General features: G+C 66.4%; 13 protein-coding genes. 11 read left to right on the top strand and 2 right to left on the bottom strand.

From position 1 onward, the window contains the following. Positions 1–70 precede the first annotated feature (70 nt). Genes ACSQ86_RS29990 through ACSQ86_RS29950 form a run of 9 tightly spaced genes read left to right on the top strand, consistent with a single transcriptional unit; the run spans position 71 to position 8390 of the window. A complete protein-coding gene (locus ACSQ86_RS29990; protein WP_436307491.1) occupies positions 71–1132 on the top strand; it encodes an ABC transporter substrate-binding protein in 1062 nt (353 codons plus the stop codon). A gap of 35 nt (positions 1133–1167) precedes the next feature. Then, entirely contained in the window at positions 1168–2238 is a 1071-nt protein-coding gene (locus ACSQ86_RS29985) for an ABC transporter ATP-binding protein (RefSeq protein ID WP_436307492.1), read from the top strand. Beyond that, entirely contained in the window at positions 2231–3160 is a 930-nt protein-coding gene (locus tag ACSQ86_RS29980; protein ID WP_436307493.1) for an ABC transporter permease, read from the top strand. The genes ACSQ86_RS29985 and ACSQ86_RS29980 overlap by 8 nt, the downstream gene beginning before the upstream one ends. 13 nt (positions 3161–3173) lie before the next feature. After that, entirely contained in the window at positions 3174–3968 is a 795-nt protein-coding gene (locus ACSQ86_RS29975) for an ABC transporter permease (protein ID WP_436307494.1), read from the top strand. Positions 3969–4013: 45 nt separating this feature from the next. Beyond that, the gene (locus ACSQ86_RS29970; RefSeq protein ID WP_436307495.1) at positions 4014–5150 is read left to right on the top strand and encodes an NAD(P)/FAD-dependent oxidoreductase; all 1137 of its coding nucleotides are present in this window, start codon (positions 4014–4016) and stop codon (positions 5148–5150) included. Beyond that, entirely contained in the window at positions 5140–5505 is a 366-nt protein-coding gene (locus ACSQ86_RS29965; RefSeq protein WP_093110676.1) for a (2Fe-2S)-binding protein, read from the top strand. Before ACSQ86_RS29970 ends, ACSQ86_RS29965 begins: the two co-directional genes overlap by 11 nt. Beyond that, a complete protein-coding gene (locus tag ACSQ86_RS29960; RefSeq protein ID WP_436307496.1) occupies positions 5495–6886 on the top strand; it encodes an FAD-dependent oxidoreductase in 1392 nt (463 codons plus the stop codon). The genes ACSQ86_RS29965 and ACSQ86_RS29960 overlap by 11 nt, the downstream gene beginning before the upstream one ends. Continuing rightward, positions 6883–8040, top strand: a complete 1158-nt coding sequence (locus ACSQ86_RS29955; protein WP_436307497.1) for an NAD(P)/FAD-dependent oxidoreductase — start codon at positions 6883–6885, stop codon at positions 8038–8040. The genes ACSQ86_RS29960 and ACSQ86_RS29955 overlap by 4 nt, the downstream gene beginning before the upstream one ends. After that, positions 8037–8390, top strand: coding sequence for a RidA family protein (locus ACSQ86_RS29950; protein ID WP_436307498.1), 354 nt, complete (start codon positions 8037–8039; stop codon positions 8388–8390). The genes ACSQ86_RS29955 and ACSQ86_RS29950 overlap by 4 nt, the downstream gene beginning before the upstream one ends. Positions 8391–8670: 280 nt before the next feature. Here ACSQ86_RS29950 and ACSQ86_RS29945 read toward each other — a convergent pair whose 3' ends face one another. Beyond that, positions 8671–9480 (bottom strand): hypothetical protein, encoded by an 810-nt coding sequence (locus tag ACSQ86_RS29945; RefSeq protein WP_436307499.1) that lies wholly within the window; start codon positions 9478–9480, stop codon positions 8671–8673. Between the two features lie 366 nt (positions 9481–9846). On the opposite strand from ACSQ86_RS29945, the gene ACSQ86_RS29940 reads away from it, so the two are divergent. Next, positions 9847–10116 (top strand): hypothetical protein, encoded by a 270-nt coding sequence (locus ACSQ86_RS29940; protein WP_436307500.1) that lies wholly within the window; start codon positions 9847–9849, stop codon positions 10114–10116. Between the two features lie 215 nt (positions 10117–10331). Next, complete coding sequence (gene glnA / locus ACSQ86_RS29935) at positions 10332–11825, top strand: type I glutamate--ammonia ligase (protein WP_436307501.1); 1494 nt, start codon at positions 10332–10334, stop codon at positions 11823–11825. 870 nt (positions 11826–12695) lie between these two features. Here the strand turns inward: glnA and ACSQ86_RS29930 are convergent. Further along, entirely contained in the window at positions 12696–13577 is an 882-nt protein-coding gene (locus ACSQ86_RS29930) for a LysR family transcriptional regulator (protein ID WP_436307502.1), read from the bottom strand. Positions 13578–13637: the final 60 nt, after the last annotated feature.

Here is a 13637-nt window from a genome sequence, read left to right as displayed (position 1 = left end):
GTGCGCCATAAGCAAAACGCATCATGATGGGGAAAACCCCGACTTCTTGGTGCGCAACAAAGGAAATCCCATGATGCTTCGTCCCGTTTCCGCGGCCGTGAATGTGGCCGTCTCCGCAGCGCTGGCACTCGGCGCCCTGACCGCAGCGACCAGCGCGTCGGCCGATCCCACCACGCTGTATGTCGGCTCCTACGGCGGGTCGACCGAGAAGGCCTTCAAGGAGAGGCTGATCCCCGCGTTCGAAGCCAAGAACAACGCCAAGATCGTCTACGTGCCGGGCAACTCGACCGACACGCTGGCCAAGCTGCAGGCGCAAAAGGGCAAGCAGGAACTCAACGTCGTGCTGCTCGACGACGGCCCGATGTACCAGGCGGTGCAATTCGGCTTCTGCGACAAGCTGGGCAACCCGGCGGTGCTGAAGGACCTGTACCCGGTCGCGCGCATGACCGACAGCGCGGTTGGCATCGGCATCGTCGCCACCGGCATCGCCTACAACACCGAAGCCTTCAAGAAGGCGAACCTGCCCGCGCCGGATTCATGGGAAGTGCTGACCGACAAGCGCTTCAAGCAGAAGGTCGCGATCCCGCCGATCAGCAACACGTACGGCCTGCAGACGCTGCTGACCTTCGCCAAGCTGCGCAAGGGCGGCGACAAGAACATCGACCCCGGCTTCACCGCGATGACGCGCGAAGTCGGACCCAACGTGCTGGCGTGGGAGCCGTCGCCGGGCAAGATGACCGAGCTGTTCCAGAACAACGACATCATGTTGGCCGTGTGGGGCAGCGGCCGGGTGCAGGCGCTGAAGGACACGGGCTTCCCGGTGCAGTTCGTCGTTCCGAAGGAAGGCGCGCCGGCCTTGCTGACGGCCGCCTGCCCGGTGGCACAGAACAGCGCCCCGGCGCTCTCGCAGGCCTTCGTCCAGTATCTCCTGACGCCCGAGGTGCAGGCCATCCTCGCTGACACGCAGGGCTGGGGCCCGGCCAACAGCAAGGCCAAGCTCGAGCCGGCCGTCGCCGCCAAGGTGCCTTACGGCAAGGAGCAGATCGACAAGCTGCTGCCCACCGACTGGACCGTCGTCAACGAGAAGCGCGCCGAGTGGACCAACCGCTGGAACCGCACCGTCGAACGCTGAGCTTGCAACCGCGCTGCTGAACCCGGGCCCCCTTCATGACCTTCCTTCAACTCGATCAACTCGGCAAGGCTTTCGGCGACTTCCGCGCGGTGGAGAGCCTGAGCCTCGAGGTTGAGCGTGGCGAGTTCATCTCGCTGCTCGGCCCTTCGGGCTGCGGCAAGACCACCACCCTGCAGATGGTCGCGGGCTTCGTCGAGCCGACGCGCGGGCGCATCCGCCTCGACGGCGCCGACATCACGGGCATGCGGCCGGAGAGGCGCGGCATGGGCGTGGTGTTCCAGAGCTACGCGCTCTTCCCGCACATGACCGTGGCCGAGAACATCGGCTTCGGCCTTGAGATGCGCGGCATCCCGCGCGCGGAAAAGCTCAAACGCGTCGACGAGACGCTCGAGCTCGTGCGGCTGCCGGGCCTCGGCAAGCGTTACCCGAAGGAACTCTCTGGCGGGCAGCGGCAGCGGGTCGCCATCGCGCGTGCGCTGGCGGTGCGACCCGCGGTGCTGCTGCTGGACGAACCCATGTCGAACCTCGACGCGAAGCTTCGCGAGGACATGCACGTCGAGTTGCGCAGCATCCAGCGCCATCTCGGCATCACCACGATCCTGGTCACGCACGACCAGGTCGAGGCCATGACGATGAGCGATCGCATCGCCGTCATGCATGGCGGACGCATCGTGCAGCTCGCTACGCCGTACGAGGCGTACGAGCGGCCCGAATCGGCGTTCGCATCGTCCTTCCTTGGCAAGACGAATGTGCTCAAGGGCGTGGTCGAAGCGCGCAATGCGCGCTGCTGCGAGGTGCGCGTCGGCGATTCGCTGCTGCACGTGCCGCACCAGGAGAAGCCGCTCGCGCGCGAGGTCAACGTCTACGTGCGGCCCGAGAAGGTGCGGCTCGCGCCGGCCTCGGCCGCGCACGGCATCCCGGCCACGATCCGCACGCGCCTGTTCCTCGGCAACCACTGGCTGGTCGAGGTCGACAGCGCGCTCGGGCCCATGCGCGTGAGTCACCCCAACATCGGCTCGGTGCCGCCGGCCGAAGGCGAGGCGGTCGCCGTGCATTGGCTGGACGACGACCTGCGCCTGCTCGACACGGAGGTCGCGCATGGCTGAGGCCGCCACCGCTCTCGTGACTGGCGCGCCGGCCCGGGCCGCGTCGCCGTCGAAGTCGGTCGAGCCGCGCGCCGGCTCCGCGCCCTGGCTCCTGAGCGCACCCGCGCTGCTGCTGTTCCTCGGGCTGCTGGTGATTCCGCTTGCGCTCACCGCGGTGCTGTCGTTGCACTCGTTCGACGGCACGCGCGGTGTGCTGCCGGACTTCACCGCGCGCAACTACCTCGAGGTCTTCTCGGACCCGTACTACTACGAGATCTTCCTGCGCACGGCCGGCCTGGCGCTGGCGGTCACGCTGCTGTCGGTGCTGTTCGGCGTGCCGGAAACGATCATCCTGTCGCGCATGAAGGCGCCGTGGCGGGGCATCTTCCTGGTCGTCATCCTCGGCCCGCTGCTGGTATCGGTCGTGGTTCGCACGCTGGGCTGGGCCATCCTCATGGGCAACAACGGGCTCATCAACGCGGGCCTGCAGGCGCTCGGCCTGACGGACGAACCGGTGCGGCTGCTGTTCACGATGACGGGGGTGGTCATCGCGCTCACGCATGTGCTGATGCCGTTCATGGTGATCTCGGTATGGGCCTCGCTGCAGAAGCTCGATCCGCAGGTCGAGAATGCGGGGCTCTCCTTCGGTGCTGCGCCTTTCACGGTGTTCCGGCGCATCATCCTGCCGCAAATCGTGCCGGGCATCCTGTCGGGCGCGATCATCGTGTTCGCGCTCGCGGCGTCGGCCTTCGCGACGCCGGCCATCCTCGGCGGGCGCCGGCTCAAGGTGGTCGCCACCGCCGCGTACGACGAGTTCCTCAGCACCCTGAACTGGCCGCTGGGCGCGTCGATCGCGATCCTGCTGCTGATCGCCAACGTCATCGTCATCGCCGGCTTCAACCGCTGGCTCGAGCGGCGCTACGCGCAGGTCTTCGAAGGCTGAGAAGGAGCACGACATGCGCAAGAACGGACTGCTCTCTCTCGTCTATCACACGATCTTCATCGCCTTCATCCTGGCGCCGCTGGTGGTGGTGGTGCTCGTCTCGTTCACCGGCAAGGGCTACATCTCGCTGCCGACCGACGGCTTCTCGCTGCGCTGGTTCCGCGCCATCGGCGGTGCCACCGAACTGGTCAACGCGTTCTGGCTGTCGCTCTGGCTCGGCCTCGCGAGCGCGACCGTCGCCGTGGTGCTGGCGGTGCCGGCGGCGCTCGCGCTCGTGCGATACCGTTTTGCCGGGCGCGGCGCGATCGCGGCCTTCTTCATGTCGCCGCTGATGATCCCGCACGTCGTGCTGGGCGTGGCCTTCCTGCGCTTCTTCACCACCATCGGCGTGTCGGGCTCGTTCGTGTGGCTCTCGCTGACACACGTCGTCGTGGTGATGCCGTACGCGCTGCGGCTGGTGCTGGCCTCGGCCACGGGCCTCGATCGCGATGCCGAGAAGGCGGGGCTCTCGCTCGGCGCGAGCCGCATGACCGCGTTTCGTCGCATCGTGCTGCCGCTGATCCTCCCTGGCGTGGTTGGCGGCTGGATGCTCGCCTTCATCCAGAGCTTCGACGAACTCACCATGACGGTCTTCGTCGCCACGCCCGGCACCACGACGCTGCCGGTCGCCATGTACAACCAGATCGCCCAGACCATCGACCCGCTGGTTGCATCGGTGTCGACCGTGCTCATCGCCGGCACGGTGGTGCTGATGGTGCTGCTCGACCGGCTCGTCGGCCTCGACCGCGTGCTGATCGGCAAGGGCTGAGCGCGGTTTGCCCGCATCCGGGCGCTTCCTTTTTTTCTGCACTCCATGAACACAAGTGATTTGATCGTCGTCGGCGGCGGCCTGGTCGGCACCGCGCTGGCCTACGGCGCGGCACGCAACGGCATTCGCGTCACCGTCCTCGACGAGGGCGACGATGCGTTCCGCGCGTCGCGCGGCAACTTCGGACTCGTATGGGTCCAGGGCAAGGGCTTCGGCATGGCGCCGTACGCGCGCTGGACGATGACGTCCGCCGCGCAATGGCCGCAGCTCGCCCGCGCGCTGGCCGACGACGGCGGCGTCGACGTGCAGCTGCGCCAGCCCGGCGGCTTTCACTTCTGCTTTTCCGACGATGAGCTGCAAAGCCGTGAAGAGCGGCTGCGCAGCATCCGCGATGCACTCGATGGCGACTACGCCTTCGAGATGCTCGACCACGCGTCGCTCAGGACGCGGCTGCCGGGCATCGGACCTGAAGTCGCGGGCGCGAGCTACACGCCGATGGACGGTCATGCCAATCCGCTGAAGCTCTTGCGGGCGCTGCACGCGGCCTGCCGGCATCGCGGCGTGCATTTCGCGCACGGCAGCCGCGCGACGCGCATCACGCCGCGGGCGAACGGCTTCGAGCTCGAGGCGGGGGCGACCACATGGCGCGCGCCGCGCGTGGTGCTCGCGGCCGGCCTCGGCAACCGCGAGCTGGCGCCGCAGGTCGGCCTGCACGCGCCGGTGCGGCCCAACCGGGGCCAGGTGCTGGTCGGCGAGCGCGTCGCCAGGTTCCTCGACCATCCGACCACCTACGTGCGCCAGACGGACGAAGGCACGGTCCAGCTCGGCGACTCGCTGGAGGACGTCGGGCTCGACGACGGTACGACCGTCGACGTGCTCAGCACCATCGCGCGCCGCGGGGTGCGCAGTTTCCCGGCGCTGGAGAGCCTGCGCCTCGTGCGCGCATGGGGTGCGTTGCGCGTGATGACGCCCGACGGCTTCCCCATCTACCAGGCATCGACGCAATGCCCGGGCGCCTTTGTCGTGACCTGCCACAGCGGCGTGACCCTGGCTGCCAACCACGTCTTCTCGATCGCGCCATGGATCGCCGGCAGTGCCGGGCACGGCGTCCCGGTCGGCATCGAGTCCTTCGGCGGCGACCGCTTCCTCAACGGCAACGAAACCTTCCACCATGCCCATTAACGTCCGCTTTCGCCCCCTCTTTCCGATCGACGCTTCGCCGCGCGGCGAGCCCACGGTCGGCCTCTACTTCGATGGCCGCGCCATGCGGGCGCCGGTCGGCTGCAGCGTGGCGGCGGCCTTGCTTGCCAACGGCGTCTCGACCTTTCGCACCACGCCCGTGAGCGGCGCGCCGCGCGCGCCCTATTGCATGATGGGCGCGTGCTTCGATTGCCTCGTCGAGATCGACGGGCAGCCGAACCGGCAGAGCTGCCTCGTCGCGGTGACCGAGGGCATGCAGGTGAGAACGCAGGCGGGGCTGCGTTCCTTGGATTGCGGCGGGGCCGCCGTTTCCGAGGAGGCCGCGCATGTCGAGTGAGCGTTGCGATATCGCCATCGTCGGCGCCGGCCCGGCTGGCATGTCGGCTGCCATCGTCGCCGCGCGGCTCGGCGCCCATGTCGTGGTGCTCGACGAGCAACGCGCTGTGGGCGGCCAGATCTACCGCGCCATCACCGACGCGCCGGCACGCCGGGTCGACCTGCTCGGGCCGGACTACGCCGCCGGCCGCTCGCTTGCCGAGGCCTTCGCCGCGAGCGGTGCCCGGCACGTCACGAATGCAGCCGTCTGGCAGGTGACGCCCGAAGGTGCGGTGCATTACCTGCATGACGGTGCGACCGCGACACTCCAGGCCGAACGTGTCGTGCTCTGCTCCGGCGCCATGGAGCGTCCGTTCCCGATCCCGGGCTGGACGCTGCCGGGCGTGCTCACCGCAGGTGCCGCGCAGATCCTCCTGAAGAGCGCCGATGTGGTGCCGGTCGAGCCCGTCGTGCTGGCGGGCTGCGGACCGCTCCTCTACCTGCTCGGCTGCCAGTACGTGCGCGCCGGCGTGCCCATCCGCGCACTGGTCGACACGACATCGATCGAGGACTACCGCCGCGCGCTCCCGCACCTCGGCGGCGCGCTTGCCGGCTGGCGTTATCTGAAGAAGGGTCTGTCGCTCATGCGCGTGCTCAAGCGCGCCGGTGTGCCATTCCATACCGGTGCGGAGAACCTCGCTGCGCAAGGCCGGGACGGGGTCGAGGCGCTGCGCTTCACGATCGGCGGCAAGGCCCATCGCATCGAGACCTCGACGCTGCTCCTGCACCACGGCGTCGTGCCGAACACGCAGTTCACTTGGTCGCTACGGGCCAAACACAAATGGGACGATGCGCAGCTCTGCTGGCAGCCCGAGGCGGACGCCTGGGGCGCGCTGGACGTGCCCGGCATCCATGTTGCCGGCGATGGTCTTGGCATCGGCGGCGCGCTGGCAGCGGCGCTGCAGGGCGAGCTCGCGGCGCTCGGTGCGATGCATGCGCTCGGCCGAATCACGCTCGGCGAGCGCGACGGGCTCGCTGGACCGCTTCGTTCGGCGTTGCGCGACCAGCTGCGCATCCGTCCCTTTCTCGATGCCCTGTACCGGCCCAAGAAGGCCAATCGCATTCCGGCCGACGACGTGATCGTGTGCCGCTGCGAGGAAGTCGCCGCCGGCGACATCCGGCATTTCGTGGAGCTCGGCTGCCATGGACCGAACCAGGCGAAGGCCTTCGGGCGTTGCGGCATGGGCCCGTGCCAGGGGCGCCAATGCGGCCTGACCGTGACCGAGCTGATCGCGGAGGCGCGCGGGGTGACCCCGGCGGAAGTGGGCTACTACCGAATCCGACCGCCCATCAAGCCGATCTCGCTGGGCGAACTCGCCGGCGCGGATCGAAGCGTGGCATGAAGCGATCGGCGGACGCGATCGTCGTCGGCGGCGGCCTGCACGGCCTGTCGAGCGCGCTGCACCTCGCGCGGCGCGGACTCGAGGTCATCGTGCTGGAGGCCGAATTCTGCGGCCGCCATGCGTCCGGCGTGAACGCGGGCGGCGTGCGCACGCTGGGCCGCCACGTCGCCGAGATCCCGCTTGCGCTGGCGTCGCGCACGCTGTGGCACCACCTGGCAGAGCTCGTCGGCGACGACGCGGGTTTCGCGCCCAGCGGCCAGTTGAAGATTGCCGAAACCGACGATGAGCTGCAGATGCTGCGCGACACCGTCGCGCATCTCCAGTCGCTCGGCTTCGATCATGAAGAACTCGTCGACGCGCAGCAGGTCCGCGAACTCGTGCCCGCCATTGCGCCGCACGTCGTCGGAGGCATCTGGGTTCGCGACGACGGCCATGCACTGCCGTACCGCGCCGTCACCGCATTCCGCCTCGCAGCCCAGCGCGCCAGGGCCGAAGTGCACGAAGTGACGCGCGTCGAACGCATCGACCATCGTGCCGGTCGCTGGCACGTGGCGACCACGCGTGGCAGCTTCGACGCCACCCATCTGGTCAACACCGCGGGCGCCTGGGCCGGCGCGCTCGCCGCGCAGGCCGGCGATGCGGTGCCGCTCGAAGCCGGCGGGCTGATGCTCATGATCACCCATCGCGCGCCGCCCTTCGTCACGCCGGTGCTCGGCGCGACCGGCCGGCCGCTGTCCTTCAAGCAATTCGCGAACGGCACGGTGCTGATCGGCGGCGGCCTGCGCTGCACCGCCGATCTCGATGCGCGCCACGGCATCGTCGACATGCCCAAGCTGGCGAGCAGCGCGCGCACGGTGACCGCCCTGTTCCCGCACCTGAAGCCGCTTGGCGTCAACCGCGCCTGGGCCGGCGTCGAGGCCTTCATGCCCGACGGCATCCCCGTGATCGGCCCGAGCCGCGCGGCACCGAACCTCGTCCATGCCTTCGGCTTCTCCGCACACGGCTTCGAGCTCGGGCCGATCGGCGGGCAGATCGTCGCCGAGCTCGTGACGGAAGGCCGCAGCACGCTGCCCATCGAACCCTTCGCCGTCGACCGCTTCGCGCGTCGAGCGGCTGCATCGTTTCAACCACTCCAAGAAGGAAGTTCATCATGAGCGACATCCAGCGCTACGACTCCAACGCACGCCTTTCCCGCATCGTCGTGCACAACTCGGTGGTCTACGTCGCCGGGGTCACCGCGACCGATCGCAGCGGCGACGCACAGGCGCAGACCGCCGACATCCTCGCCAAGATCGACGGCTACCTCGCGAGCGTCGGCACGAACAAGTCGCGCCTGCTGTCGGTCCAAATCTGGCTGCAGGACATCGAGCGCGATTTCACCGGCCTGAACGCGGCCTGGGCGGCATGGATACCTGACGATGCGATGCCCACCCGTGCGACCTGCGAGGCCAGGCTCGCGGCGCCGGACCTGCGGGTCGAGATCATTGTGACCGCCGCGTTGTAGCCGGCTTTGGACGCGTTCGGCGTGAACGTGACGGGTGAGGGCGGAATCGCGCCATGCGCTGATGCTTGGTGCCGGTGGTGTGGCCCTCGGCACGCGCTTCTATGCCTCCGAGCGTTCGACCCTTGTTGTGTGCGCCGTAAGCGGTAAGCCGACGGCGGCGTTGCGGAGGCGAAGGATGTGTGATGGGTACGAGCGTAAGAGGCGATCGCTACGCTGGGACCGTCGCGGGCGTGTCGGTCGGGCGACTGAGAGGGACGCTCTTTCGGTGAGCTCAGCGGTTTCACTCCGTTGTTCTCGGCGCTGTCTCCGCAATGCACTCAACCAAGTTCAGCGCCGCCAGCATCATCATCTTTTCCGCCTCGGTTTCGATGCCGAGATGGCCATGCTCCCCGAACTTGCCGAAGACGTATGCGAGTAACTGCTGCTCGGGATGGTCCGCGATGGCGTCCGAAGTGGCTTGCGCTTGCTGCTGCGGCGTCAGGCCCTCGATGAAGCGCACGCGTGCGGAGATGCGCTTCAGGCAACGTTCCTGGACGACTTCGGAGATGACCGGCCAGACTCTGCCGCTGGTCTTCATCGCCTCATAGAAGACGAGTAGCAGGTTCAGAACCACCTCGATTTGCTCAAGGGTGGCGCCATAGCGCTGAAGGACGAGCACCGAGAAGAACAGGTTGGGCTGTCGGGCGTGGACTTCGTCGGCAAGTTGCTCGCGTTCCTTGAAGGTCATGCGCTCGACGCTGAGCACGGCGTCGACGAGAAGCCGACTTGAGATCGATGTCATGGGGCGATTGTCCAACGCCGCCTCTCGGTTACGCAGTGGCTTCTTGCCTATGCGATGGCTTCGTGCAAGTTCGAGCGAAGCGGCTTGTGATTCTCCGGCCAAGAGGCGGGCCCGCAACCATGAGGTTCCCATTTCCACATCGTCACCAAACTCAAGGCGCTCGATACGCTGAACGGATGCTTGATTGAGCCCGAGACGTGTTCGGGAATCGAAACGGCGCATGAGTTTGTATGCGCCTCTCGCCCTTACGGCGTCGAGCCAGTGGATGTCATCCGCGTAGTGGGCAAGTTCAGCGATGCGCCAGTCCACCTTCGTCAGAATTAAAGCCGAACTCTGAACGCGCGCCTCGTAAGTCGTTGAAACTATTAGGAATGGGCAGGGGCAGGGGGAGGTGGAGGTGGAGGTGGAGGGTAGGTCGATTTAACCAAGAAACCCTGACAGATTTCGTGGTCTGACCGCCAATGCCGCTCCCGCCAGCCGAGTCACTTGGCTTGGGGGAACCTGACCGAGAAAACAGGCGCTCGCGCTATTGCCAGTACGGCTAGCCACAACTGTCGGAACTTCACCGCCCAGCGGGCCGTCAAACTCATTTTGACGTGCGCCTTCTGGTCGCGCGCAAGCGCATTGGGATGCACGAAGGCGCCCGGCTCTGTCGGTTGCAAGGAGAGCGCACGCATGGAAAAGATGCTTCACCTGCTCGAGACTTTTACCGCCCGAGGAAGCGATGGCCAGACCTACCGTGTCCAGGCCTATGAACACCTCGCCCGTCTCGACGCGGTTCCCGACACGCAAGGGCTATGGGAGCCGACGGGGCTCACCGAATACAAGCTGGCGGATGGTCGGCATGTCGGCGTTGACAAGGATGGCGTGATGACGTTGGCCGGCACGGGGATGAGGCTGAATCGCGACCCTTCCCCCGCAGGACCGAGAGTTACGCCCGCGTGAGCGGGAGTTGTGGTGGATTCCTCGGGCGCTACACGGCCGTCTTGTTCGAACGCCTCGAGGCCGGAGCCGATGACAGGGCTTCTGTTCAGTCTGTTTGTGACGGCGTCGAAAGGCGCCTTGCGACCGGGGCTGTGTGCAGACGCGTTGATCGACCAAATTGAGGCAACGCGACTGAGCACGCCGACGCTGGGTAACCCCAACCCGAGGAGAGGACCATGCCTACCGAGAAAAGGCGCCCGATCGCCCAGTTCGAGCCCGGCTCCTACCGGGTGAATCCGCCAAAGAATGCGAAGGAGGTGATTGCCCTCGTGCGGGAGCACGGAATCCAGATCGTCGACCTCAAGTTCACCGATCTGCCTGGACTGTGGCAGCACTTCTCGATCGGGCTGCCGGAACTCAACGACGAGTTGTTCGATGACGGCATCGGGTTCGACGGCTCCTCGATCCGCGGTTTCCAGCAGATCCACGAGTCGGACATGCTTCTGCAGCCGGACCCGACCACCGTATTCATCGATCCGATGTGCGAGACCCCGACACTTTCGATGATCTGCAACGTGATCGACCCGGTCCTCAAGGGGCCCTACTCGCGCGATCCGCGATTCGTGGCCCGCAAGGCCGAGCGCCATCTGAAAGCCACCGGGGTCGCGCAGACCTGCTACTTCGGCCCAGAGCTCGAGTTTTTCATCTTCGACTCGATCCGGTTCGAGCAGAACACGCATTGCGGCTACTACTACGTCGATTCGGTCGAGGGCGCCTGGAACTCGGGCCGGGACGAAGGCGCGTTCGGAGGCGGGAACCTCGGTTACAAGCCGCGCTACAAGGAAGGCTATTTCCCGGTGCCCCCGCACGACACCCTTCAGGACATCCGCTCGGAGATCGTGCTCGGACTGATGAACGCGGGTGTGCAGGTCGAGATCCACCACCATGAGGTGTCGACCGCGGGCCAGAATGAGATCGACATGAAGTTCGCGCCGCTCGTGCGGATGGCCGACAACGTGATGGTCTACAAATACTTCGTCAAGAACATCGCGCGCCGGCACGGCAAGGTTGCCACGTTCATGCCGAAGCCGCTCTTCGCTGACAACGCGAGCGGCATGCACTGCCACCAGAGCCTGTGGAACGACAAGCGCAATCTTTTCTACGACGCCAAGGGTTGGGCTCTGACCTCCGAGCTGTGCCGCTGGTACATCGGCGGGCTGCTCAAGCATGCGCACGCGCTGATGGCGTTCTGTGCGCCGACCACCAACTCCTACCGCCGGCTCGTACCGGGCTACGAGGCGCCGGTGAACCTGGTAATGTCGCAGCGAAATCGCTCGGCCGCGGCGCGTATTCCGATGTATTCGGACTCGCCGAACGCGAGGCGCGTCGAGTTCCGTTGTCCGGACCCGACTGCGAATGCCTACCTCGCGTTCGCAGCAATGCTGATGGCCGGCCTCGACGGGATCGCCAACAAGACCGACCCGGGCCCGCCGCTCGACAAGAACATCTACGAGCTACCCCCTGAAGAGGCAAAGAACATCGCGAAGGTCCCTGGATCGCTCGAGGAGTCACTGCGCGCGCTGGAGAAGGATCACGACTTCTTGATGCGCGGAGACGTGTTCACCACGGACCTGATCGAAACCTGGCTCGAATACAAGTGGAAGCACGAGGTCGATCCCGTGAGGTTGCGCCCGCACCCGTGGGAGTTCTATCTCTACTTCGATGCCTGAGACCCAGCGTGAAAAATTGGCAAGGAGACAAAAAACGTCCTATCTGAGCTGGTGGCAATTGGTGAGTCCGTCCCGTCGACTGCGACGCCTCGAGTGAGCAGGACTCGTCTTGCTTCTTTGTAATTCACGTGCACGACAGCGCTTTGACAAAGCGACGGAAAGTCCGGCTCTACCGACGGCGAGAGGCTCCTGACAACGTCTTGCTGATTTCGTAGATGCATCAGCGTGCCATCGACCGAATCGACAAACTTCACCGGAACATTCTTCAGGCTCCAGAACTCGCAGAAACCCTCCCGGTCCGTCCTCAAGCATCGTGAACATCCAGCCGCCGCTTCGGAACTTCTCGCCCCGCGCTACACGTTGCTCGAAGAACCGCAGAAGCAAGGAGATGTCTTCAGCTGGCACGGCGCTATTCGAGACGCAAATCTGAAACTCAGGATGGTTGTAGCGCTTGCAGTCGGACGTTGCGTGGACCGACGAAGTCCTCGACTGCTCGGAGGGCGGTTTCCGGCCGAATGCCGAGAAGACGGAGCGCAGAGACATGTTCTTCTAAGATTTAGTGGTCAATCGTGGCCGAACGTCGGCTATCGGGCAAGTTGGGCTTGGTCAGCGAATGTCGTGTTTTGGCTGCGGATTCAACCGGTCGATGCGGCCGGGTCACCAACTCTGGCGGCGCAGCACCTGGAGCAGTACGCGCCGCGGCGCAGCGCCGGCAACTGTTCGTGGTGGTCGTGAGCGACGGCCGGTGGCGCGCGCACCGTGACGCTGCGCGGTCGGCGGCTAGACGCACTCCGCGATCGCCCGGCGATGCCGTAGGCCAGCACGCAGACGCGGTCGGACATCGCGCCCGAGCGATGCCTGGAGGCGGCCTCATCGCAGAGCCTGCCTCGCAGCAGCGATGAACGGTTCGACAAAGGGGCTGTCCAGATCGTGGCGCCGGCAGACAGCCACGTCGAAGCCTTCGCTGACGCCCTTCAGCTTCCGGAAGGCGACACCCGGAGGACGGCCAACCGCAGCGCATGCCGGAACCAGGGCATACCCCTCGCCAGCGAGCACGAGAGCCAGTGCGGCGTGCACGGTCTCCACACGTTCGACCACCTGCATCGTCACCTGGTGCCGGCGAAGCAGTGCGGCCACCAGCGACGTGTCCGCGTTCTCCTTGAGCTTGGGCAGGGCGACCAGCTTCTGGCCCTGGAGCCGTTCGATGGGGACCGAAGCGAGACGCGCGAGCGGCGCGCGTGCAGGCATGGCGAGCCGCAGCGGCTGCATGCCGACGATGGTGTTGGCCACTTCCACGCGCTGCATCGGCGGCATGCACAAGCCGACGGACACCTTGTGATCGACGATCTGGGCCTCACAAGTGGCGGCACTCATCTCGACGAATTGCAGTTCGACTTCGGGTAGGGCGCGACGTAAGAGCGGGACGAGCTTGGGCAGGACGGCGTAACCCAACGAAAACATGTAGCCCACCGCCAGCAGGCCGCGTCGTCCGGAGCCGATCGCGCGCGCGGCCTCGTAGCCGTCGTAAGCCAGGGCCAGGGCTTCGCGAGCGCGCGCGAACAGGGCGCTCCCCGCGTCGGTGAGCCGCATCCCCGTCGATTCGCGCAGGAACAGCGCAGTCCCTACCTGGGCCTCCAGGTTGCGGATCTGGACGGACAACGGTGGCTGCGCCATGTGCAGCCGCTGGGCTGCCTTGCCCACGCTGCGAGCTTCCGCCACGGCCACGAAGTAACGCAGGCTCTTGAGGTCCATGCCCATACGCTTCTGATATGAGCGGATTGTGAACGAGTATTGGACCGTGCGGCAGCCGGA

Origin of the sequence: Variovorax sp. LjRoot130, assembly GCF_964253755.1 — a bacterium.
Classification (GTDB): Bacteria; Pseudomonadota; Gammaproteobacteria; order Burkholderiales; family Burkholderiaceae_C; genus Variovorax.
This window is presented reverse-complemented; position numbering and strand designations above follow the sequence as displayed.